The sequence below is a fragment of the Sphaerisporangium corydalis genome (assembly GCF_025506355.1).
GTDB lineage: Bacteria > Actinomycetota > Actinomycetes > Streptosporangiales > Streptosporangiaceae > Sphaerisporangium > Sphaerisporangium corydalis.
The window spans coordinates 1-22,839 of the sequence record NZ_JANZYP010000066.1 but is presented as its reverse complement, the minus strand read 5'-3'; the positions used below and the strand labels follow the sequence as shown (position 1 = coordinate 22,839).

The 22,839-nt window shown below is 71.7% G+C and carries 16 protein-coding genes and 1 pseudogene; 3 read left to right on the top strand and 14 right to left on the bottom strand.

Going from position 1 to position 22,839, the window contains the following annotated elements; translation table 11 throughout:
• Positions 1 to 185: 185 nt before the first annotated feature.
• From NYZ98_RS33250 to thrC, 9 genes and pseudogenes are all read right to left on the bottom strand, one after another.
• Positions 186 to 569, bottom strand: coding sequence for a hypothetical protein (locus tag NYZ98_RS33250; RefSeq protein WP_262847660.1), 384 nt, complete (start codon positions 567 to 569; stop codon positions 186 to 188).
• Positions 570 to 585: 16 nt separating this feature from the next.
• Positions 586 to 2,568, bottom strand: a complete 1,983-nt coding sequence (locus NYZ98_RS33245; protein ID WP_262847658.1) for a hypothetical protein — start codon at positions 2,566 to 2,568, stop codon at positions 586 to 588.
• A 715-nt stretch (positions 2,569 to 3,283) separates the two neighbouring features.
• Positions 3,284 to 3,917 (bottom strand): annotated as a pseudogene (locus tag NYZ98_RS33240) (L-threonylcarbamoyladenylate synthase); the annotation flags it as partial.
• A gap of 60 nt (positions 3,918 to 3,977) precedes the next feature.
• On the bottom strand, positions 3,978 to 4,832 hold the full coding sequence (gene prmC / locus NYZ98_RS33235; RefSeq protein ID WP_262847656.1) for a peptide chain release factor N(5)-glutamine methyltransferase: 855 nt from the start codon (positions 4,830 to 4,832) through the stop codon (positions 3,978 to 3,980).
• Positions 4,833 to 4,858: 26 nt separating this feature from the next.
• Positions 4,859 to 5,911: a peptide chain release factor 1 gene (gene prfA / locus NYZ98_RS33230; RefSeq protein WP_262847653.1), complete on the bottom strand. Its 1,053-nt coding sequence runs from the start codon at positions 5,909 to 5,911 to the stop codon at positions 4,859 to 4,861.
• A 111-nt stretch (positions 5,912 to 6,022) separates the two neighbouring features.
• Complete coding sequence (gene rpmE / locus NYZ98_RS33225) at positions 6,023 to 6,241, bottom strand: 50S ribosomal protein L31 (protein ID WP_262847651.1); 219 nt, start codon at positions 6,239 to 6,241, stop codon at positions 6,023 to 6,025.
• A 207-nt stretch (positions 6,242 to 6,448) separates the two neighbouring features.
• Positions 6,449 to 8,623, bottom strand: coding sequence for a transcription termination factor Rho (gene rho / locus NYZ98_RS33220; protein ID WP_262847648.1), 2,175 nt, complete (start codon positions 8,621 to 8,623; stop codon positions 6,449 to 6,451).
• A gap of 451 nt (positions 8,624 to 9,074) precedes the next feature.
• The gene (gene thrB, locus NYZ98_RS33215; protein ID WP_262847646.1) at positions 9,075 to 10,010 is read right to left on the bottom strand and encodes a homoserine kinase; all 936 of its coding nucleotides are present in this window, start codon (positions 10,008 to 10,010) and stop codon (positions 9,075 to 9,077) included.
• Between the two features lie 212 nt (positions 10,011 to 10,222).
• A complete protein-coding gene (gene thrC / locus NYZ98_RS33210) occupies positions 10,223 to 11,281 on the bottom strand; it encodes a threonine synthase (RefSeq protein WP_262847644.1) in 1,059 nt (352 codons plus the stop codon).
• 323 nt (positions 11,282 to 11,604) lie between these two features.
• Between thrC and NYZ98_RS33205 the strand changes: the two genes are divergently transcribed.
• Positions 11,605 to 12,684 (top strand): class I SAM-dependent methyltransferase, encoded by a 1,080-nt coding sequence (locus NYZ98_RS33205; protein ID WP_262847643.1) that lies wholly within the window; start codon positions 11,605 to 11,607, stop codon positions 12,682 to 12,684.
• A gap of 215 nt (positions 12,685 to 12,899) precedes the next feature.
• Positions 12,900 to 14,555 carry a glycosyltransferase gene (locus NYZ98_RS33200; RefSeq protein ID WP_262847641.1) on the top strand — a complete coding sequence of 552 codons (1,656 nt, stop codon included), beginning with the start codon at positions 12,900 to 12,902 and terminating at the stop codon, positions 14,553 to 14,555.
• Here NYZ98_RS33200 and NYZ98_RS33195 read toward each other — a convergent pair.
• From NYZ98_RS33195 to NYZ98_RS33175, 5 genes are all read right to left on the bottom strand, one after another.
• Complete coding sequence (locus tag NYZ98_RS33195) at positions 14,521 to 16,365, bottom strand: glycosyltransferase family 2 protein (RefSeq protein WP_262847639.1); 1,845 nt, start codon at positions 16,363 to 16,365, stop codon at positions 14,521 to 14,523. The genes NYZ98_RS33200 and NYZ98_RS33195 overlap by 35 nt on opposite strands.
• Positions 16,362 to 17,555, bottom strand: coding sequence for a glycosyltransferase family 2 protein (locus tag NYZ98_RS33190; protein WP_262847637.1), 1,194 nt, complete (start codon positions 17,553 to 17,555; stop codon positions 16,362 to 16,364). Before NYZ98_RS33190 ends, NYZ98_RS33195 begins: the two co-directional genes overlap by 4 nt.
• Before the next feature lie 69 nt (positions 17,556 to 17,624).
• Positions 17,625 to 18,911, bottom strand: a complete 1,287-nt coding sequence (locus tag NYZ98_RS33185) for a homoserine dehydrogenase (protein ID WP_262847748.1) — start codon at positions 18,909 to 18,911, stop codon at positions 17,625 to 17,627.
• A gap of 98 nt (positions 18,912 to 19,009) precedes the next feature.
• Positions 19,010 to 20,392: a diaminopimelate decarboxylase gene (lysA, locus tag NYZ98_RS33180; RefSeq protein ID WP_262847635.1), complete on the bottom strand. Its 1,383-nt coding sequence runs from the start codon at positions 20,390 to 20,392 to the stop codon at positions 19,010 to 19,012.
• 126 nt (positions 20,393 to 20,518) lie between these two features.
• Complete coding sequence (locus tag NYZ98_RS33175; RefSeq protein ID WP_262847633.1) at positions 20,519 to 21,289, bottom strand: DALR anticodon-binding domain-containing protein; 771 nt, start codon at positions 21,287 to 21,289, stop codon at positions 20,519 to 20,521.
• A gap of 304 nt (positions 21,290 to 21,593) precedes the next feature.
• On the opposite strand from NYZ98_RS33175, the gene NYZ98_RS33170 reads away from it, so the two are divergent.
• A complete protein-coding gene (locus NYZ98_RS33170) occupies positions 21,594 to 22,742 on the top strand; it encodes a serine protease (RefSeq protein ID WP_262847631.1) in 1,149 nt (382 codons plus the stop codon).
• Positions 22,743 to 22,839: the final 97 nt, after the last annotated feature.

Genomic DNA, 22,839 nt, shown 5'->3' with positions numbered 1-22,839 from the left:
GGACCACCGATCTCCCCACTGTATGCCTCCCTGACCTGCGCACACCGCACCTCGACGCCGAACCGGCCCACGGGCGGCCCGCCCGCGGGCACGAGAGCGGCGGGCCGCACCGGAGACCGCGACCGGTCCGGCGGGCCGTGGCGGGCCGGGTCGGGCGGGGGCTTGGCGGGTGGGGTCGCGGCGGGTCAGCTGTAGGCGTGGGGGGCGGTGGTGGCGGCCGGCACCCAGCGGGGGGTGTCCGCCGCCTGGTCACTGATCGCGGTCAGCACGGCCTGGCGGTACATGCCGAGCCGGTTGCGCCACTCGGTCATGTCCTGGACGTAACGCTCGGCGACCGGCGCGTCCCAGACGTCCCGGCTTCGGGCCATCTGGTAGGCCTTGTCGAGCGAGGTGGTGAGCCCTTCGAGCAGCGGCTGAGCCTGCTGCCACAGGTCCACGAGCTTCTGGTACTCGGGGTTGAACCGCCAGTTCGTCGCCTGGCCGTCCGGGCTGAACGGGTCGGCGGTGGACGACGCCGGGGGCGTCTCCCCTGGCTGGAGCGGCTGCGGTGCCGGTGGGTCGGCGTACATTTCGAACGGCCCTCCTCTACGAACCGGACGGCGTGCGCGAACCGGACGGCGTATGCGAACCAGACGACGTGTGCGAACCAGACGACGTGTGCGAACCGGGCGACGTATGCGAACCGGGCGACGTTCCCGCCCGGCCCGCCTCGGGCGCGAACACATCCTCCTCGGCCGTCCACCCCTCACCAGGCTGCTGACCGGCGCCCCCGGACGAGACCCAAGCCGGCCCGGCGTCTCCGGCGGGACCGGCGCCGGGGGGTCCAGAGTCCACGGCGGGTCCAGAGTCCACGGCCGGTCCGTAATCCATGGCGGGTCCAGAGTCCATGGCCGGTCCGGAATCCACGCCGAGTCCGTAATCCACGGTGGGTCCGTAATCTGCGGCGGGTCCGGCTCCGTTCGTCTGCCCGCCGCCCGTGGGGCCGCCGGCATCGGGTGTGTCGGGGGTGGTAGCCGGATACGCGCTGTAGTCGCCGTTCCGGGGCGCATCGTCGTAGGGGGTGTAAACCCCTGACTGGATGTGTTGTCCGGCCTGGACGACGCCCTGAGGGGCGGTGAGGGCCTGTTCGGACGCCTGGCCGCCCGAATCGGGGGCCAGCGGCGCCGACGGCTTGGCAGAGCCGGACGGATCGTCGGGCTGGACGTACCCGATCGGGCCGTCCGCGTGGGGATGTCCCGGCGCGGCCCCGTCCGGCGGGACGACCACCGGCTGCTCCATCGGCGGGATCTCGGCCATGTGCTCGTTCAGCCAGTGGAGATGCTCCGCGCTCGGCGGCGTCATGGTGACCTCGACGACCCGGACCCCGTCCACGTCGATGACGCGGGTGCGCTCCTGCGAGGTGTTGACATCGTTGGAGTTGTCGGCGTTCGGCGTGTCGATCTGCCCGTCGGCCCCACCCTGCGGCGCCTCCCCCAGCGGAGACACATACTGCGGCTGATCCCCCTTGGGCGCCGCGTCCCCGGTAGGCGCGGGATCGGCCTTGGGCGCGGGATCCCCCGTAGGCGCCGGATCGGCCTTGGGCGCCGGATCGGCCTTGGGCGCCGGATCAGACTGGTCGGCCTTGGGCGCCGGATCCGACTTGGGCGCGGGATCGGATTTGGGTGCCGGATCCGACTTGTCGGCCGTGGGAGCCGGGTCGGACTGATCCGCCTTGGGCGCCGGGTCGGACTTCGGCGCGTCCTGCTTGTCGGGGTGATCGGCCTTGGGCGCGGGATCGGAATGGTCGCTCTTCGGCGCCGGGTCGGACTGTTCGGCCTTGGGGGTCGAGTCGCTCTTCGGGGTCTCGTGCTTGTCCGGCTTGCCGGCCTGCGGACCGTCATTCTTGTCGGTCTTGTCCGCCTGCGGAGACTCCACCTTGTGGGTCTTGTCCTGCCCGTCCGCCTTCGGCGACTCGGTCTTGTCCGACTTCGGAGCATCGTCCTTATCGGACTTATCACCCTTCGGCGCATGATCCTTATCGGTCTTGTCCGACTTCGGAGCGTCATCCTTGTCGGTCTTATCGGCCTTGGGAGCGTCATCCTTGTCGGACTTGTCGCCCTTGGGGGCGTCGTCCTTGTCGCTCTTCGGCGCGTGATCCTTGTCGGTCTTGTCGGCCTTCGGGGCGTCGTCCTTGTCCGCCTTGGGGGCGTGGTCCTTGTCGGTCTTGTCCGACTTTGGGGCGTCGTTCTTGTCGCTCTTGTCGGCCTTGGGACCGTCGGACTTGTCGTCCTTGGACTTCGAGTCCTGCTTGTCGGGAGCGGTGGTCTTCATGCTCGTGGGGCCGGTCGCCGAGTCGTTCTGCTTCTCCTTCTTCTCCAGCAGAACGAGCCGGGCGCCGACGTCCTTGACGAGAGTGGCGCCCGCGTCGGCCACCTGGGCGGGCCGGTAGGTCGCCGGCACCGAGAGACCGGCACCGCTGGTGAGCTGGGTGACGCGGGACTCCACGCTGCGCATCTGGGCGCCCGCGCGCCCCACTTCGGCCAGCAGCTCACGGACCAGCTTCGGGTCCATTCCGTCAAGCTTGCCCATGGGCGTCTCCCGTGCTCGTAAGCCGCTCCCCCAGGTCCGCTCATTGGAGAGGGCTCACGCCCACTCGCAGCCATGCTCTCTCGCTCCAGCCCGTCGCTCAAGAGCGCAGACCCACTCACGGTACTTAGACACCACGGTCACCAGGCTCCGCGATAGCCATACGGCATGAGTCCGGAGCGTCAGGAGTCCTTCCGGGGGACGTCGGTGGTCCCGGATCCGCCCTGCTCCACGGCCCCGCCCGCACCATTCCTCCCGGCCTTGCCAGCAGACGGCGCCACACCACCCGGCCCCACCTCAGGAACCTCGTCCACCGGCACCTCAAGAACCTCGTCCACCGGCACCTCACGAACCTCGTCCGCCGCGTCACGAACCTCGTCCGCCGCCTCACGGACCTCGTCCCCCGGAGAGACCGGCCGTGTGCCCTCGGCCGGTTCGTCATCCGCCGAGGAGAACGGGATCGGCGGTACGACCGGGTCGGAAACCGCGCCCGCGTCCGGCGTGACCGCCTGCGGATCATCGTTCTTGCCGACCACGTCCGCCTGCGCGTCGTCGGTCTTGTCGGTCCTGTCCGCCTGCGGGGACTCCACCGTGTCGGCCTTGGCCGCCTGCGGGGACTCCACCGTGTCGGACTTGTCCGGCGCTCCCGGCTGGTCGGCGTCGATCGCGGGATCCGCGATGTCGGCGGGGTCGTCGAGGTGGGGGTCGGCGTCGGTGGCGACGTAGCCGATCACGCTGCGCAGTTTCTCGACCGGGATGGCCCCCCTGCGCAGCACCCTCGGCACCGGCGTGGTCAGGTCGATGATCGTGGAGGGCACGGTGTCGGCGCACGCGCCGCCGTCGAGGTAGACCGCGACCGACTCGCCGAGCTGCTCCTCGGCGTCCGCCGCCGTCGTCGCGGGCGGGGCGCCCGACCGGTTGGCGCTGCTGACCGCCATGGGCCCGGTCTCCTTGAGCAGCTCCAGCGTCGCGGAGTGCAGCGGCATCCGGATCGCGACGGTCCCCTTGGAGTCGCCGAGGTCCCAGTTGAGCGACCTGCTGGCCCGGCAGACCAGCGTCAGCGGCCCCGGCCAGAACGAGTCGATCAGGTCCTGCCCGTAGGTGCCGAACTCCTCCACCAGGGCGTTCGCCGCCCGGACGGTGCCGACCAGGACGGGGACGGGCATGTCCCTGCCGCGCCCCTTGGCCTCAAGGAGCGCCGCGACCGCCGACGGGGTGAAGGCGTCGGCGCCGATGCCGTAGACCGTGTCCGTCGGCACGACGACCAGCTCTCCCGCTCGGATGGCGGACGCCGCGTCGGCCATCCCGGCGGCACGCTGCTCGGCGTCCGAACAGTCATAACGTCGACTCACGACTAGTAATCCTCCCACGTGGGTGCGGGCCCCCGGCGCCGGGCACCGGCGCGCGGGCCCCTATTCCTGGCCGTATCGTGCCGTGACGAAACGATCGCGGTTCGCCAGGTCGGCGTTGTTGCGCGCGTCCCGCCAGCCGCGTTCCTCAGAGAAGACGAGGTAGACCGCGGAGCCCTGCTGGTCGGCGTGCTCGACGGCCAGCAGCCCGCCGGGCCGCAGCAGCCGCCGCGCCGTGCGTTCGACCGCCCTGACCTCGTCCAGGCCGTCCTCCCCCGATCCGTACAGCGCGCGGGACGGATCGTAGTCGCGGACCTCGGGATCGCGCGGCACGGCCCCCGGCGGGATGTACGGCGGGTTGGAGATCACCAGGTCCACCCGGCCGTCGAGCTCGGGAAGGCAGTCGGCGAGGTCCTCGGGGTGGAGCGACACCCGGCCCTGGCCGAGCTCCACGATGTTGCGCTTGGCCCACCCGTACGCCACCGGGTCGACCTCGACCGCGTGCACCTGGGCGAGCGCGACCTCCTGGGCGATCGACAGGGCGATGGCCCCCGAGCCGGTGCCGAGGTCGGCCACGATCGGGGACGCGACGTCCATCTCGCGCAGCCGGTCGATCGCCCAGCCGGCGACCACCTCGGTCTCGGGGCGCGGCACGAACACGCCGGGGCCGACCTCCAGCGAGATGTAGCGGAAGAAGGCGCGCCCGGTGATGTGCTGAAGCGGCTCTCGGGACTCGCGTCGCGCGACGCCCTCCCAGAACAGCGCGTCGAACTCCGAATCGGGCACGGTGTGGAGCTGGCCACGCCGCACGCCGTGGACGAACGCCGCGATCTCCTCGGCGTCGGTTCGCGGAGAGGGCACACCCGCCTCGGCGAGCCGGGCGGTGGCGAGCGCTATCTCGTCCAGCAGCAGGGTCATGGGAGTTTTCGTCGTCTACGTCGTCGTCATGAATGGGCGGCGAGCTTGCCGGCGGTGTCGGCGTCGCTCAGGGCCTGGATGACCGAGGTGAGGTCACCGTCCAGCACCTGGTCGAGGTTATAGGCCTTGAACCCTACGCGGTGATCGGAGATGCGGTTCTCCGGATAGTTGTAGGTGCGGATGCGCTCGGAGCGGTCCACGGTGCGCACCTGCGACTTGCGCTCGGCCGAGGCGGCGGCGTCGGCCTCCTCCTGGGCGATGGCCAGCAGCCGCGCGCGCAGGATGCGCATGGCCGACTCCTTGTTCTGGAGCTGGCTCTTCTCGTTCTGGCAGGAGACCACCGTGCCGGTCGGCACGTGGGTGATCCGGACCGCGGAGTCGGTGGTGTTGACGCTCTGCCCGCCGGGCCCCGAGCTGCGGAACACGTCGACGCGCAGGTCGTTGGGGTCGATCTGGACCTCCACGTCCTCGGCCTCCGGGTACACCAGCACGCCGGCCGCAGAGGTGTGGATGCGGCCCTGCGACTCGGTGACCGGCACGCGCTGGACGCGGTGGACGCCGCCCTCGAACTTCAGGCGGGCCCAGACCCCGTCGGCGCCCTTGCCCTTCACCGCGACCGTGACGTCCTTGTAGCCGCCGAGATCGGAGTGCTGTGCGTCGATGATCTCGGCCTTCCAGCCCACGCGCTCGGCGTACCTGAGGTACATGCGGAGCAGGTCCCCGGCGAACAGGGCCGACTCCTCGCCGCCCTCGCCCGCCTTGATCTCCATGATGATGTCCTTGTCATCGTTGGGATCGCGCGGGATCAGCAGGTGCATGAGGCGCTCTTCGAGCGGCCCGAGGCGGGCCTCCAGCTCGACGGCCTCGTCGGCGAAGGCGGGGTCCTCGGCGGCCAGCTCGCGGGCGGCCTCCAGGTCGTCGCGGACGCCGCCGAGCTCGCGGTAGGTCGAGACGATGGGGGTGAGCTGGGCGTAGCGCTTGCCGAGGGTCCTGGCCTGGTTCTGGTCGGCGTGGACGGCAGGGTCGGCGAGCTTGTGCTCCAGCTCCGCGTACTCACCGAGCAACTCGTCGAGATTCACCGTGCGTCCTTCTTCCTTCACAACCGGCGAGAACCAGGGCCATCACCAAGAACGCCGACCCGGGCCCGCCCCCGTGAAGGGGACGATTCCGAGCCGGCGCCTCTTGCCGAGCTACTTGCTTGCGGCCTTCTTGCCGAAACGCTTCTCGAAGCGGGCCACCCGGCCGCCGGTGTCCAGGATCTTCTGCTTGCCCGTGTAGAACGGGTGGCAGGCGGAGCACACGTCGGCGTGGATGACGCCGTTCTTGGCGGTGCTGCGGGTGGTGAAGCTGCTGCCGCAGCTACAGGTCACCTGAGTGGTGCCGTACTGCGGGTGAATGTCGGGCTTCATTGCAATCCTCTCTGGCGCGGTCGCCGGGTCGCCTTCGTCTCTCGCGGTCAGGTGACGCGCGGGCGGGCGGGAACCGGAACCGCCGTTTGGTTCGGCTACCAGTGTGCCAGATGCTGTAACCACACCAGGCCATCGGGCATTCCCGGCCGGGGGCGAAGGGCGGCGGACCGTCGGGCCCGCCGCCCTTCCCGTGATCACTTCGTGGTGCTAGTCACGCTCGGAGCTGACCGTGGTCTTCTGGACCTGGAGCAGGAACTCCGCGTTGGACTGGGTCTCCCGCATCTTCTCCAGCAGGAGCTCCAGCGCCTGCTGCATGTCCAGGGCGTGCAGCACCCGGCGCAGCTTCCAGACGATCTGCAGCTCGTCCCGGGACATGAGGATCTCTTCCTTACGGGTGCCGGACGCGTCGACGTCCACCGCCGGGAAGATCCGCTTGTCGGCCAGGCCGCGGTTGAGCTTGAGCTCGGCGTTGCCGGTGCCCTTGAACTCCTCGAAGATGACCTCGTCCATCTTGGAGCCGGTCTCCACCAGCGCCGTGGCGAGGATCGTCAGGGAGCCGCCGTTCTCGATGTTGCGCGCGGCGCCGAAGAAACGCTTCGGCGGGTACAGCGCGGTCGAGTCGACACCACCGGACAGGATGCGCCCGGACGCCGGGGCCGCCAGGTTGTACGCGCGGCCGAGACGGGTGATGGAGTCGAGGAGCACGACGACGTCGTGGCCCAGCTCCACCAGCCGCTTGGCACGCTCGATGGCGAGCTCGGCGACCGTGGTGTGGTCCTCGGCGGGACGGTCGAAGGTGGAGTGGATGACCTCCCCCTTCACCGACCTCTGCATGTCGGTGACCTCTTCGGGACGCTCGTCGACCAGGACGACCATCAGGTGGCACTCGGGGTTGTTCCGGGTGATCGCGTTGGCGATCGCCTGGAGCACCATCGTCTTGCCGGCCTTCGGCGGCGACACGATGAGCCCGCGCTGGCCCTTGCCGATCGGCGCGACCAGGTCGATGATCCGGGTCGTCAGGATGTTCGGGTCGGTCTCCAGGCGCAGCCGCTCCTGCGGGTACAGCGGGGTGAGCTTGCTGAAGTCCGGCCGGTTGCGCGACTGCTCGGGGTCCATGCCGTTGACGGTGTCGAGCCGTACGAGGGCGTTGAACTTCTCGCGGCGCTCGCCGTCACGGGGCTGCCGGACGGCGCCGGTGATGACGTCGCCCTTCCGCAGGCCGTTGCGGCGGATCTGCGCCAGCGAGACGTACACGTCGTTGGAGCCCGGCAGGTAACCGCTGGTGCGCACGAACGCGTAGTTGTCGAGGATGTCGAGGATGCCGGCGATCGGGATCAGGACGTCGTCGTCACCGATGACGGGCTCGTTGCTGTCGAAGCGGTCGCGCCCGCGGCGGTTGCGCTCCCTGAACCGGCCACGGCGCCCGCGGCGGTCCTCCTCGCTCTGGGGGTCGCCGCCACGGCCCTGGTCGCGGCCCTGGTCGCGCTGCTGCTCGCGCACCTGGTCACGGCCCTGCTCGCGGCCCTGGTCACGGAACTGCTCGCGACCCTGGTCACGGCCCTGGTCGCGCGACGGCTCCCGGCCCTGGTCACGCGACTGGTCGCGCCCCTGGTCACGGGTGTCGCGGCCCTGGTCACGGGTGTCGCGGCCCTGGTCACGGGTGTCGCGGCCCTGGTCGCGGCCCTGGTCGCGGCGGCCGGGGGCGTCGCCCGCGTCGGCGGCGCGCTGCTCGGGACGGCTGTTGTCGTTGCGGTTGTCCGGGCGGTTGTCGCCCCGGTCGCGCCGGTCGCCACGGCCACGGCGCTCGCCGCGGTCGGTGCGCTCGCCACGGTCGGCACGCTCGCCGCGCTCACGGCGGGACTCGCCGCGCTCGGGCCGCGTCTCGGCCTGGGGGGCCTCGACGGGGGCGGCGGCGGGCGCGGCGGCGGCGATGACGGGGGCCTGCTCGACCGGCGGCGCCTCGGCGACGGGGACGCGCTCTTCGCGGGTCTCGGCCACGGCTTCCACCGGGGCCGGGCGGGAACGTTCCCGGCGGGTACGGGTGGGGCGCTGCTCGGCGACCGGCTCGGCGGTGACCACGGGGGCCGCCGCTACCACGGGGGCCGGTGCGGCCGTCGGCGCGGCGGAGGCGGAGGAAGAGGCACCGTCAGCAGATACGCCCTGCTTATCCTGGATGGCCGCGATGAGCTGGCTCTTGCGCATCCGTCCGGTCCCGCTGATGCCAAGGCTCGACGCGAGAGCCTGCAGCTCAGGCAGCACCATGGCGGAAAGGCCGGTGCCGGAGCGACGGCGCGGCTTGGCCGCGGCGCGGATGGGGGTGTCGCCGTCGACCGGCGGCGCGGAGCCGGAGGCGTCGGAGAGGAGTTCGGTGGTGTCGCTCAACTAAAAGGTCCTTCCCAGGGGTCGGGCGTCGGCCACGATCAGCCAGGCGTCCCGGTGGTGCGACCCGGCGGGACAGACCGGGTCGGGCTGAACGAACTTCGGAGGTGTCGGGAAGCCGGTGCGTCGAACCGGCACATAGCCGTCACCGTCGAGATTCGCGAGCCGTTGGGGGCCCGGGGGTCGCCCCCCGGCTGGTTACCGCCGACCAGATGTCGATGTCCGTCGAACGCGCATGTCCCCGATTACGCCGCTTCTCGACGCGCCAACCGGATGTGGACCAACCGGAGGTGATCAATTCGGGAAGCCCGCTGTGCGGCCTCCGTCTCACGACGGAAGGCGCGATCCAGCGATGTATGGCTGACAAGCACGCACCCGCAACGGGGGCATCTGGTGCGGCTATCAGCCTAACATCACCAGCGCACACTGCTATTCCCTGAAGGTCGAAGATGCATCAGCGTGTCTCGGGAAATTGAACGCTCGCGCCAGACTGGTCGACGTCCAATGGCTGGATGTGCCAGTCACTACCCACTTCCGACGCGATCAAATCATGGGTATCCGCTGTTCCGAACACCAGAACCGTGGGACCGGCCCCGGATACGACTGCGGGAAACCCTGCCACGCGGAGACGTTTTACCAGATCAGCCGTGCCCGGCATCGCAGGCGCGCGGTAGTTCTGGTGGAGACGATCTTCGGTGGCGTCGAACAACAACCCGCTCTCCGGCCGCTGGGTGAGCGCCGCGATGAGCAGGGCGGCGCGTCCGGCGTTGGCCGCTGCGTCGGCATGCGGCACGTCCTTCGGCAGAAGCCCGCGCGCCTCCTCGGTGGAGAGCCGGGTTCTCGGCACACACACCACAGGTCGGACGCCCCCATGCGGGCTCAACTTCAGCTTACGCGGATTTCCGGACAGGTCGGTCCATGCGATGGTCAGTCCTCCCGACAGGCAGGGGGCGACGTTGTCGGGATGGCCCTCGATGGCGGTGGCCAGGGCGAACACGTCGTCGTCGGTCAGCTCGGCGGCGCCGAGGGCGCGGGCCGCGAGGAGGCCGGCGCAGATGGCGGCTGACGAGGAGCCGAGGCCGCGCGCGTGCGGGATGCGGTTGCGGCACCGCAGGCGGATGCCCTTGGGCTGCGGCGCCCCGGCCCGGTCGAAGGCGGCGCGCATCGTCCTGACGATCAGATGGCCCTCCCCGGTGTCGAGCTCGCCCTCGCCCTCGCCTTCGACGCGCACCTCGACGGCGTGGCCGGAGACCGGGTCGGACGGGCCGTCGAGAACGGTCGCCTCTACCTCGTCGTACAGGGTGAGGGCCAGGCCGAGCGAGTCGAAGCCGGGCCCGAGGTTGGCGCTGGTCGCGGGCACGCGGACGACGACGGTGCTGCTCGATACCATGCGGTTCCTCGGTCTTCCTCGGTTCTTGCCCGTCTCAGGCGATATGTAGGCGAATGTCCTCGCCGATCTCAGGAGAACATTCAGGCGGGAGTGATGCGGTGATGCCCGGGTGTCCCGGACCGCCCTGGGCGGGCGTCCCGGACGGCTCGCGCCCCTGTGTGCCCGCGCCTCGCGGCTCGGGCGTCCCTGACGGCTCGCGCCTTCAGGACAGGTCAGGCCAGTTCGAGGGCGTGCGCGGCGGCGAAGGCGTCGACCGGGATCGTCAGCGGGGTCGGCGCGCCCGAGATCGCCCAGTCGGGGTCCTTCAGGCCGTTGCCCGTGACGGTGCAGACGACGCGCTCTCCCTGGCGCAGCAGGCCCTGCTCGTGGGCCTGGAGCAGGCCCGCCACGCTGGCGGCCGAGGCGAGCTCGACGAACACGCCCTCTTCCTGGGCCAGCAGCTTGTACGCCGCGGCGATCTGGCGGTCGGTGACGGCCTGGATGTCGCCGCCCGACTCGTCGCGGGCCGCCTCGGCGAGCTTCCAGGAGGCCGGGTTGCCGATGCGGATCGCCGTGGCGATGGTGTGCGGGTGGGTGACGGGGGCGCCGTCGACGATGGGCGCCGAGCCGCTGGCCTGGAAGCCGAGCATGCGCGGGGTCCGGGTCGCCAGGCCGTCGGCGGCGTACTCGCGGTATCCCATCCAGTACGCCGAGATGTTGCCGGCGTTGCCCACCGGGATGCAGTGGACCTCGGGCGCGTCGCCGAGGGCGTCGACGATCTCGAAGGCCGCCGTCTTCTGCCCCTGGAGCCGGTGGGGGTTGACCGAGTTGACCAGGGCGATGGGGTAGTTCTCCGCGAGCTTCCTGGTCATCTCCAGGCAGTCGTCGAACGAGCCGTCGACCTGCAGCAGCTTGGCGCCGTGCACCAGCGCCTGGGCCAGCTTGCCCATCGCGATCTTGCCGCGTGGCACCAGGACCGCGCAGGTCAGCCCGGCCCTGACGGCGTAGGCGGCGGCGGAGGCGCTGGTGTTGCCGGTGGAGGCGCAGATGACCGCCTTGGCGCCCTCCTCCACCGCCTTGCTGATCGCCACGGTCATGCCGCGGTCCTTGAAACTGCCGGTGGGATTGAGCCCCTCGACCTTGAGGTGCACGTCGCAACCGGTGAGCGCCGACACGCGCCTGGCCGGGACCAGCGGCGTGCCGCCTTCGAGCAGGGTGACCACGGGCGTCGTGGAGGTCACGGGGAGCCGGTCACGGTATTCCTCGATAAGGCCACGCCACGCCCTGAACATCGCTGCTCCTCCCGCGCCCGGCCCGGCGTCAAGCAGGCCCGACAACGCGTAACCATGGTCCGCCACCAGCGGTATCAGGCAACGAGTCTACGGGGGCGGAAACCCCGCCGCGCCGCCTGTCCACAGGCTGGACCGCCCAACTTGACCCTGTCCCCCGATTCTCCGGCATGAAGGCCGGACCCGACCCTGAAAGCGGCAAAGTCCGCACCCCAGAAGAACCCCGAAAATCCTCACTGTCTCTTTAGCATCCCGTGCCCCAGAATTGGGGAAATGCCAGTCCCGAATTCGGGGCGAGTTCAATCTGCCCGGAGGGAAGCGCCGACGTGACCGACGACCTGGTGCTCCGCGAGGAGGACGATCGGGAGCGCCTGCACTGGATCCTCGACCACCTGCCCGCGAGCCGCCCAGGGCGCCCGATCGTCGTGCTCGACCTCGGCTGCGCCGAAGGCGACCTGTCGCTGCTGCTCGCCGAGCGCGGCGACCGGGTCACCGGGGTCGACGTCCGGCCGCCGGTGATCATGCACGCGCGGCGGCGGTGCGAGCGGCTGCCCTCCGACGTCGCCTCGCGGATGGACTTCGCGGTCGGGGACGGGCACAAGCTCGACGAGGCCCCGGACTCGACGTTCGACGCGGCGGCCGTCGGCGGGCTCCTTGACCACGTCGGAGACCCCGTCCAGGTCCTCACCGAGCTCCACCGGACGCTCAGGCCGGGCGCGACGCTCGTCTTCACGGTGCCCTACGGGGTCACCGACGCGGTCCTGCGCCTCGCCGAGGGCGGCGACGACGAACCTGCCGGCCGTCCAGCGGGTGGCGGCACCGATCACGCCGGCCGTTCAGCGGCTGGCGGCGCCGATCACGCCGGGCCGGACGGGCACGCGGGGCCGGAGGCGGCCGACGACGAGGGCGAGCGGCGGCGGGTGTTCTACCACGGGAGCCTGCGCCACCTCGTGGAACCCCTTTTCGAGATCCGCGAGCTGACCGTGCTGCGCGGGCACCTGGCCGGGGTCGCCGTGCGCCGCGACGAGGCCCGCGGGACGCCCGGTTTCGCGCTCAGCCGGGCCGAGACCGCTTTCCTGCACCGGGAGCGGCTCCTGCACACGGAGATCGCCGAACTGAGGGCGCGGTGCGCCGAGACGGCCGCGCGGGAGAGAACGCTCGCACGCGCGCGCGAGGACCTGTCCGAGGCGAACGGCGAGCTGCGCGCCGAGGCCGTCCGCCTCAGAAGCCGCGTACGGCACCTCGAAGGGCGCCTCGTGGAGTACCGCGAGGTGATCGCCCGGCTGCGCGGGTCGCGGGCCTGGCGCCTGGTGACCGCCTACCGCCGCCTGCGCCACCCCGACGGCGGGGAGCCCACCCCTCCCCCGGCCGCCGCCCAGAAGCTCGGAGCCGGGCCCCCGGGTTGACGTCCCGATCTCGGGGCAGTCGAGGATACGCAGGTGACGACCCCGGCGGAACCGTGGGAACCTTCCTATGAAGCTCACAGGTTCCTTGTATAGGGTCGGCTCCCGGCGGCGAACCCGAGCGGCGAAGGAGCGATCATCTTGACCGCCTCCCCATGGACGAGCCCGACGGCGTCCCGGCCCGGCGGGCCGGAGACCGGGCCCTCCTCATGAGCGAAATGAGCGAATCCAGCGGTCTCCCGCGCGCGGCCGGGACGGCGGCCCCGACGGGCGCGCGGCCCAGGATCCGCCACAACGACTACTCCCCGCTCGTCCCGCCCCCGCTGGGCGGATGGGCCCCTCACCTTCCCGTGAGCGTGGTCATCCCGGCGTACGGCGGCCAGCACCGCCTCGACCTGACGCTCGCCGCGCTGGCGACGCAGACGTACCCGCCGGGCCTGATGGAGATCATCGTCGTGGACGACGGCAGCGAGCCGCCGCTGCGGCTGCCCGCCATCCGCCCCGAGCACACCCGCCTGGTCTCCGGCGCCGACGGCGGCTGGGGCACGGCCCACGCGCTCAACTCCGGCATCCGCCTCGCCGAGGGGGAGATCGTCCAGCGGCTCGACTCCGACATGGTGATCTGCCGGGAGCACATCGAGGCCCTGATGCGCTGGCACCATCTCACCGACTACGTGGTGACGATCGGCGCCAAGGTCTTCGTGCAGGAGCCGGACCTGACGGCGGCCGAGGTGTACGCGGCGGTGGGCGAGGGGGGCCTAGACACGCTCTTCGACATGGAGTCGGCCGTCCCGAGCTCGACGGAGGCGACCATCCGCCGCCTGGACGGCCTGCGGGCCAGCAGGAACCCCTACCACGTGTGCACCGGGCCCACCGTCTCGTTCCGCCGCACCCTGTTCCACACGGTGGGCGGCCTCGACCCGAACGTGCTCAGGGGCGAGGACACCGAGTTCGCCTACCGGCTGGCGATGAGCGGCGCGGTGTTCGTGCCCGACATGCAGGCCAGGGCCGTCCATCTCGGGCTTCCCGCGCAGCGCGTCGACAAGGACTCGACCGTCCGGGTCGTGGCCCCGTTCCTGGCGCACCGCGTCCCCCTCCGCCGCGACCTGCGCAAGGAGCGGGGCCGGACCTGGCTGGTGCCGTACGCCGAGGTGGTCCTGGACGTGCGGGGGGCGGCCGAGGCGCAGGTGGGCGCGGCCGTCGCCGGCGCGCTGGGCGGCAGCCTGCCGGACGTGGCCGTCACGCTGGTGGGGCCGTGGGCGGAGCTGCCCGAGGGACGCCACCAGGTGCTCACCGACCCCGGGTTCGAGACGCGGCTGGTCCGCGAGCAGTTCAGGTACGACGACCGGGTCCGGCTGGTCTCGGCGCCGGTGCCCGACCCCGCTCCCGTGCCGTTCCGGTACACCGGGCCGGTGGACGTGCCGCTGGACCGGCGGTCGCTGGAACTGATGATCAAGGCGATGACCGAGAACCTGAACGGGATGCTCGTCGTGGAGTTCCCCGACGGCAGGACGGCCCGCCTGGAACGTACCGACGCCGTCAACCGCGCCCGGCTGCTCGCCGCCCCGGGCGAGGACCTGGCCGAGGTGATCGAGCAGGTCTACGGGGTACGACGCGGCGCCGCGTCCGAGTTCTGGCCGCCGGCGGCAAAGGACCGGCCCGCCAAGGCCCCCCGGGCCCAATCGGCCGCGCCCAAGGACGGACCCGGCAAACGCGACACGGGCGAACCCGCAGGCCGCGACACGGGCGAGCCCGGCGGACACGACACGGGTGAACCCGCAGGACGCGACGCCTCCGAGGGCCGCCCCGGGCGGAGCGCCCCGCAGCCGGCGGCGCTGGTCAACCGCCTGCGGACGGCCTTCCGGGGCCGCTGATCCCCGTCCCGCCCGCACCGGGCGGCTCGGGGACCGTCTCCGGGGCCGCCGGAGCGTTCCCGAGCGGCTCCGCGTCCGGGGCCGTCCGGGAGGTCCCGGCCCTGCGGACGGAGATCCGCTTGATCACGGTGCGCAGACGGCTGGTCTTGAGCGCGGCGATCTCGCGCCGCAGCCCGCCCACGTCCCGCCGCAGGTCGACGGCGGTCTTGCGCCATCGGCCCGCCTCATCGCGCCATTTGCCCACCTGGCCGCGGAGCCGTTCGATCTCCTTGGTGAGCTTGACCACCTCGGCCTCGGTCTCCAGCCGGGAGCGGTAGGCCATCCTGCGGCCCTTGGCCGGGGCCGGCTCCGTGGCGGCCGTGAAGCCCAGCGTCTCGCCGTCGATCCACAGCGCCCCGTACACGTCGTCCACCACGTCGTCGTACGCCCTGGCGGCCTCGGCGGACGCGGGCTCGTGCGTCCACGCGGGGGTCTCGGCCGACGCGGGCACGGCCGGGGCGGCGGACGGCGGCGTTTCCGGGGGCGCGGGGGTGCCGAGGACCAGGGCGGCGCGGGCGAAGGCGGCGCGGCGTTCCAGGCGGGCGGCGGTGACGCCCTCGGCGCCCTCGGCGAGCAGCACGCCGACCAGCCCGTGACCGCCCTCGACGGCCAGGTCGAGCAACCGGGCGAGGGTGTCCTCCCCCGGCACCCACCCGGCCGGGAGGCGCAGCAGGAACGGCGCCAGCCGCCCGGCATCGGCCGCCACGAACCGCACCCGGCCCTCGTAGGCGTAGTGGCCGTGGAGCAGGCTCAGGTCGAGCCGGGGGTCGGTGAGCGGGGCACGGCGCTCGGGGACCAGGGTGTCCCACGGGCCGGCCAGCAGGACCGAGACGTCGGGCACCGTGCCGGCGAGGACGGCGTCGATGGTGGCCCGGGTCTCCTCGTACCCCCCGGCCTCGACCACGACCTCCAGGTAGGGCACCTTCCACTGGCGGGCGGGGTGCGCGCGGAGCCAGCGGTACTGCGGGATCCGGTCGCCGATCAGGGCGTGGCTGACCCGGTCGATGGGCTGCTTGTCGCGCATGCGCATCGAGGGCCCGAGGTGGAACCCCCTGGCCAGCGGCTCGGGGACGAACACCGCGCCGGCCTGGGCGAGGCGGTAGCCCATCTCGGTGTCCTGGCCGAGGATGAGCTCCTCGTCCATGGGGCCCGCCGCGTCGATCAGCACGCGGTTCACGGACGTGGCGCCGCCGACGTGCAGGCTGAAGGCCCGGCTGGGGGTGGCGGTGAGGCCGTCGGTACGTTCCACGAGGTCCACGAGCCACTCGTGCGGCTCGGCGGGCTCGAAGAGCTTGGCCAGGTCGTCCGCCGCCGCCACGGTCTCGGGAGAGGGCAGCGGGGCCGTGGTGAACCGCAGGTAGCTGGTGACGACGAGGTAGGGCGCCAGGTGGTGCCAGCGCATGTGCGCCTCGACCTCGTACCGGTCGGCGACCACGTCGGAGTCCAGCCAGTGGACGACGTCTCCGGTGGCGGCGGCGAGCCCGGCGTTGCGCGCGTTGGCCCTGCCCGGGGCCTCGCAGCGGATCAGCCGCGTGCCTGCCGGGCGGATCTCCGGCAGGCGCAGGGCCGGTGAGCTGCCGTTGTCGACGACGACGACCTCGACGAGCGCGGCGGGGTAGCTCTGCGCGGACAGGCCGGCGAGCGCCAGGTCGAGCTTCTCCTGGCCGTCGTAGGCGGGGATGACGACGCTCACCCGCAGGCTCGGCGTCCAGCCGCCGAGGGCGGGCGGGTCGAGCACGGTGTAGTCGTTGCCTCGGATCCGCAGGGTCATGAGGCTTCCAGGATCCGGCTCGGGCGGAAGCCGCGCCACTGGTTCGCCGCGACGCGCAGGAAATGCGCGAGGGGGAGCTGCCAGGTGTGCGCGGCGGCGAGCGAGCGGCGGAGGACGTAGCCGAGGCCCTGGGTGCGGTAGATGCGGGCGCCGGCGGCGTGCGCGGTCTTCAGGAACTGGGCGTCCACCCCTCGCGCCACCCCCTCGAATCCGCCTATTTCCTGAAATTTCGCCCGAGCGAGGAAGATCGTACCCCCGGCCACATGATCCGACCAGATCTCGCTGGTGTAGTCGGTCCGCCGGATCGTGACGTCCAGCGGCTCCAGGTAGAAGAACTCCGCCGCCGTCCCGACGATGTCGGCCCCGCTGTACGCGCGGGCCAGCAGCAGGTCGGAGAGGTGCTCTGGGGAGTACCAGTCGTCGTCGTCCCACTTGGCGATCTCGTCGCCGCTCGCCTTGGCCGCCGCCCGGTTGAGCACCTCGCCGAACGGGACGTCCTCGCCGGCCTCGATGACGGTGAGCGGCAGCGGGAAGTCCGCGACGGCCCGGCGCACGTCCTCGTGCGAGGCGGGGAAGCCGTGCAGCCCGAGCAGGACCTCGGCCTCGACGTGACGCTGGCGGGCGATCTGCGCGAGCGCGGACCCGAGCAGGCCGGGGCGCTTGCTGGACATCACCACGCTGACCTTAGGGACCGTCCGGCCGGAGGCCACGCCCTGACCGGCCGGGGTCGCGCCCTGGCCCGCCGGGTTCGCGAAAGCGTGCCGCCGCAGCCGCAGGCTGTGCTCCTCCCTGCGCAGGTCGCGCACCGACCGCACCGGCTCGGCCCCCGCGACCCGGGGCGACCCGGATCCGCCCGGGGAGCGCCGGGGCGGCTCGGCGGGGGTCCAGGAGGTGAGCAGGCTTGTGAGGCCGGGGTCGGCCCGCTCGGCCCAGGCGGGCACGTCGGCGGCGTGCACCGGGACCCCGGCCGAGGCCAGCCCGAGCACCGTCTCCAGCGCGCCCTCCCGGCCCTCCGGCCACTGGACCCGCACCCCGTCGAACGGCCGGAGCCGTACGACGTCGGCCGCCGTCAGCGGAAGGTCCACCGCCTCACCGGCGAGCAGCGGCCGCCCGCCGTCGAAGGTCAGGTCCGCCGGGCCTCCCGACGGCGTCCGCACGTAACCGAGCGGGGTGGGGTCGCCCTCTCCCAATGCGCTGCCTCTCGATCGGGCCCCGCCAGGGCGGGGAAGGACGGCCGTCGTCCGGGCCCCATGCCCAGGTCAGGGCGCTTCTTCGCCCTCGACGCGCATCACGCTCGTCACGCCTCTGACGATGTCGAGCCCGCGCAGATCATCTATTGTCGCCGAGAGCGCGGCGTCGTTGGCCCGGTGGGTGACCAGCACGAGCTGGGCGTCGTCGCCGTGGCCTTCCTGGCGCACCGTCTGGATCGACACGTCGTGCGAGGCGAAGACGTCGGCGACCCGCGCGAGCACGCCCGGCTTGTCGGCGACGTCCAGGGAGACGTGGTAGCGGGTGACCGTCTCGCCCATGGGATGGACGCGCAGGTCGGCGTAGGTGGACTCCTGCGGGCCGTGGGTGCCCGCGAGGCGGTTGCGCGCCACGGCCACCAGGTCGCCCAGCACCGCCGAGGCGGTGGGGGCGCCCCCGGCGCCCTTGCCGTAGAACATGAGCTGCCCGCCGGACTCCGCCTCCACGAACACCGCGTTGTACGCCTCGCGTACCCCGGCCAGGGGGTGGCTCCTCGGGATCATCGCGGGGTGGACGCGGACGCCGACCGACCGCCCGTCGTCGGACCTGGCGCAGATCGCGAGCAGCTTGATGACGTAGCCCATGGCCTTGGAGCTGGCCACGTCGGTGGCGGTGATCTCGGTGATGCCCTCGCGGTGCACGTCGGCGGCCGTCACCCGGCTGTGGAACGCGAGCCCGGCGAGGATCGCGGCCTTGGCGGCGGCGTCGAAGCCCTCGACGTCGGCGGTCGGGTCGGCCTCGGCGTACCCGAGCGACTGGGCCTCCTCCAGCGCGTCGGTGAACGAGGCGCCCGAGGAGTCCATCTTGTCGAGGATGTAGTTGGTGGTGCCGTTGACGATGCCGAGCACGCGGTGGACGCGGTCGCCCGCCAGGGACTCGCGCAGCGGGCGGAGCAGGGGGATCGCCCCGGCCACGCTGGCCTCGTAGTAGAGGTCGACGCCGTGCTCCTTGGCCGAGCCGTGCACCGTGGCGCCGTCCTCGGCGAGCAGGGCCTTGTTGGCGGTGACGATCGACTTGCCGCTGGACATGGCGGCCAGGATGAGCGACCTGGCCGGCTCGATGCCCCCGATCACCTCGACGACGATGTCGACGTCGTCCCGGGTCACCAGGGCCTCGGCGTCGGTGGTCAGCAGGGCGGCGTCCACCTCGCTGTCCCGCTTACGGCCGAGACGCCGCACGGCGACCCCGGCGAGCTCCAGGGGGGCGCCGACGCGGGCGGCGAGATCGGCGGCCTGCTCGTGGAGCAGCCGGACGACCTGGGAGCCGACGACGCCGCAGCCGAGCAGCGCGACCTTCAGCGGCGCGCCGGGCTCCGCGCGCCGGACGCGCCTGACCGAGGCCGCCGGTCCCGCCTGAGTGCCTTGCGCCTCGTGAGGCCCTTCCGGTGCGCCCGGTTTCACGCCTGCCCCCTCAAAAGATCGTCCTCGGTCTCCCTCTGCACGATCACCCGCGACACGCCGTCCCTCACCGCCACCACCGCGGGCCTGGGGAGGTAGTTGTAGTTGTGGGCCAGCGAACGGCAGTACGCGCCGGTCGCCGGGACCGCGAGCAGGTCGCCCGCGGCGAGGTCCCTCGGCAGCCACACGTCACGGACCACGATGTCACCGCTCTCGCAGTGCTTGCCGACGACACGCGACAGCGCGGGCAGGGCGTCGCTGTTCCGTGAGGCCAGGACGCAGGTGTAGTCCGCACCGTACAGCGCCGTGCGCATGTTGTCGCTCATGCCGCCGTCGATGCTGACGTAGGTGCGCAGGCCCTCGACGTCCTTGACCGTGCCGACCTCGTAGATCGTGACGCCGCCGGGCCCGGAGATGGCCCGGCCCGGCTCGACGGTGAGCCTCGGGACGGGGATCCCCGCGTTCTCGCAGACCCTGGAGACGATCTCGCGGAGGCTGTCGGCGATCACCTTGATGTCGGGGGGGTCGTCGCCCTCGACGTAGGCGATGCCGTACCCGCCGCCGAGGTCGAGCTCGGGCAGGAAGACGTCGTGCTCCTCCTTGATCTGCGTCAGCAGCAGGGCCAGGCGCCGGGCGGCCACCTCGAAGCCCGCGGTGTCGAAGATCTGGGAGCCGATGTGGGAGTGCAGGCCGACGAGCTCGAGCTGGGGCATGGCCAGCACCCGGCGCACCGCCTCGGCCGCCGCGCCGCTGCCCAGCGAGAGACCGAACTTCTGGTCGTCATGGGCGGTCGCGATGAACTCGTGGGTGTGCGCCTCGACGCCGGTGGTGACCCGGATCTGGATCTTGGGCCGCACGCCGAGCTGGTCGGCGAGGTAGCCGACGCGGGCGATCTCGTCGAAGGAGTCGACCACGATGTGGCCGACACCGGCGCGCAGGGCCCGTTCGAGCTCGGCGTAGGACTTGTTGTTGCCGTGCAGGGCGATGCGCTCGGGCGGGAAGCCGACGCTGAGCGCCACGGCGAGCTCGCCGCCGCTGCAGACGTCGAGCCCGAGGCCCTCCTGGTCGACCCAGCGGGCGACCTCCTTGCACAGGAACGCCTTGCCCGCGTAGTAGACGTCGTCGTTCGCGAAGGCGGCGCGGTAGTCGCGGCAGCGGGAACGGAAATCGTCCTCGTCCACGACGTACAGGGGGGTTCCGTACTCGCTGGCGAGATCGCGGACGTCGACGCCGGCGATCGTGATGGCTCCGTCCGCCCGGCCGGTCGTTCGCGGCCAGATCAGCGGGACGAGCGTATTGAGGTCGGCGGGGGCCTGCGGAGGACGCTCCTCGGGCAGCACCTCCGCGTGCCGGTCACCGGCGGGATGGGCGAATCGACTCACCCGAACGAGGCTATCCGACCCCGTGATCCCCCCGCGCCCGATGCTCACCCAGCGAGACGCCCACGCGAAAGATCTCCAGAACCCCGACTCACCGGACGTACCAATTGCTGAGCTTTGCCCGAATTTTCATATCTTGCTGGGCGGGGTCACTCCCAGCGCCGCCAGACCCTCGGCGAGGACCTCGCGCACCGCCCGTGCCAGGCGAACCCGGGCCGCGTGGGTGGCGGACGGCGCCTCGTCGCCCTTCGGAAGGGCGGGCGCCCGCTCGAAGGCGTCGTGGTAGGCCCCGGCGAGCCGCTCCAGATACGCCGGCCAGCCCGGGTCGCGGCTCACCCGCCGGCTCGGCAACTCGGCCAGCACCCGCAGCACGGCCCGGTCGGCCGGCGCTCCCAGCGATTCCGGCCGGAACACGGCGAGCCCTGCAGTCGCCCGAGCCGGGGCGATGGGCCCGGCGGCCGCCGCGAGTCCGAGTTCGCGGGCCCAGCGTTGGACGGCGTCGGCCCTTACGTAGGCATATCTCACGACAAATCCAGGATTGCTCCACGTACGTGGAAAGTCAGGCCACAAGCCCGACTTATCACCTTGCTGATGGATATCTCCCGCCCGATTCCGCCCCTCCCCCGCACCGCCGAGGATGTCCGCCACGATCACGCCGGGGACCGCGATCTCGATCACCAGGAACCCGTTCCGCCGGACGTCCACCGAAGCCACCCCCGGCACGTCGCGAAGCTCCGCCGCCATGCGCCGCGCCGTCTCCGTCCACCCGGCCACCGGCCCGGATTCCCCCTCGGGGGCCTCCGGCCGCACGAGCGCCGCCGTGGAGACGTACGTGGCCCGCTTCGCCCAGGAACCTCGTGGAACGGGGGGCGAGCCGAGGATCGCGCGCAACTCGTCCATGAGCATTCCCGCAGCCTACAGACGGTGCCGCGCACCTGAAGATCATGTTTCAAGCGGCGTGCAAGCCAGGGTTCAGCACTACAACGCACCCTTTCCTCACTACTACAGGAGGGTTCGGCCAATGCACCGCTCGCGAAGGCTCGTCATGGCGGCAGGGGTGGCGCTGGCCGCCCTTTCACTTTCCCAGGGATACGCGTCGGCCGGGGCCACGCGTGAAGCCCCGCACAAGGCGACGATCGGAACACGATTAGCGGCTCGGACCGACCCGGCGGTCCAATTGATCTCCCTTGAATACTCCGCGAAGGTGAGCGTGCCGACCGCGAAGCCGACGAAGGCGCTCGACGGGCTGTTCGCCCAGGCCGCGAAGCACGCCAAGGCCGGGCGCATCCCGTCCGACCACCAGAGCCAGGTCAAATGGGTCCTGCGTACGGCCAGGTCCAACGTCGACCGCTACCTCGCGCCGGCGCGTCCCCTGCGATCGGTCAAGGCCATCTCGGGCGGCTGGTGCACCGGGTGGTGGGTGACGCCGAACGGCTACATGGTCACCGGCGCGCACTGCGTCTACCAGACCAGGGCTGGCCTGCGCACGTACTTCGCCACAAACGTCCTGCCGACCATCAACACCACGGACGTCAAGGGATTCCTGAAGTCGATCATGCAGGTGGCCCAGCCCGACGACGAGCTGGTCAAACTGGCGGACACCGTGTTCACCCGGTTCAACACCAAGAAGATGCGCGTGACCGGGATCAAGAAGTTCCTCAGCGTCGTCGCCCCCCTGCCCGGAGGCGGGATGGACAAGACCGCCAAGGTCACGCCCGTCACCCTCGTCGCCAAGGGCCGCGTCTACCCGGGCGAGGACTTCGCCCTGCTGAAGATGGCCGGGGCACGGAACCTGCCCACTGTGCCGCTCGGCCGGGACGTCGACGTCCAGGTCGGCGACATCCTCTACATCAACGGCTTCCCCGGCCTGATCACCAACAGCCCGATCTTCAACCTGCGCTCGAAGTTGTACCCGGCGCTGACGGAGGGCGCCTACAACGCCAAGCGGACCACCGTCCTCGGCGTCCCCTACATCCAGGCCCAGGCGCCGTCGTACCACGGCAACTCGGGAGGCCCGGTCTTCAACGCGGACGGCAAGGTCATCGGCATCCTGATCGCCGGATCCGTCTCCGAGACGGGCGAGACGGCCGAGAACCACAGCTTCATCCTGCCCGTCAGCATCATCCACAAGCGGCTCACCGCCGCCCACGTCACCGCCCGGGAGTCTTCGACCACGCACGTCTACAACTCCGCGCTCGACGACTTCTTCGCCGCACGCTACAAGGCCGCCCTACCCAAGTTCCGCCAGGTCAGCCGCCTCTACCCCGCCCACCCCTACGTCGCCCAGTACATCGTCAACACCCAGCGAGCCATCACCGCCGGCAAAGACCGCACCCCCAAGTCCACCCACTGACCCCCAAAGGTCCTCGCCTTCGGCTCGGACGTATTTCCAGGCCTAACGGCCCTACCGCCTCCCGCCGCTACGTCCCCCGCCCCCGACCCCCCTCCTG

Excerpts from the sequence above, each read along its gene's own strand:
- NYZ98_RS33250 (WP_262847660.1), bottom strand. The coding sequence starts at position 569 with ATGTACGCCGACCCACCGGCACCGCAGCCGCTCCAGCCAGGGGAGACG.
- NYZ98_RS33245 (WP_262847658.1), bottom strand. The coding sequence starts at position 2,568 with ATGGGCAAGCTTGACGGAATGGACCCGAAGCTGGTCCGTGAGCTGCTG.
- prmC (WP_262847656.1), bottom strand. The coding sequence starts at position 4,832 with ATGACCCTGCTGCTGGACGAGATAGCGCTCGCCACCGCCCGGCTCGCC.
- rpmE (WP_262847651.1), bottom strand. The coding sequence starts at position 6,241 with ATGAAGCCCGACATTCACCCGCAGTACGGCACCACTCAGGTGACCTGT.
- thrB (WP_262847646.1), bottom strand. The coding sequence starts at position 10,010 with ATGGTATCGAGCAGCACCGTCGTCGTCCGCGTGCCCGCGACCAGCGCC.
- thrC (WP_262847644.1), bottom strand. The coding sequence starts at position 11,281 with ATGTTCAGGGCGTGGCGTGGCCTTATCGAGGAATACCGTGACCGGCTC.
- NYZ98_RS33200 (WP_262847641.1), top strand. The coding sequence starts at position 12,900 with ATGAGCGAATCCAGCGGTCTCCCGCGCGCGGCCGGGACGGCGGCCCCG.
- NYZ98_RS33195 (WP_262847639.1), bottom strand. The coding sequence starts at position 16,365 with ATGACCCTGCGGATCCGAGGCAACGACTACACCGTGCTCGACCCGCCC.
- NYZ98_RS33175 (WP_262847633.1), bottom strand. The coding sequence starts at position 21,289 with ATGGACGAGTTGCGCGCGATCCTCGGCTCGCCCCCCGTTCCACGAGGT.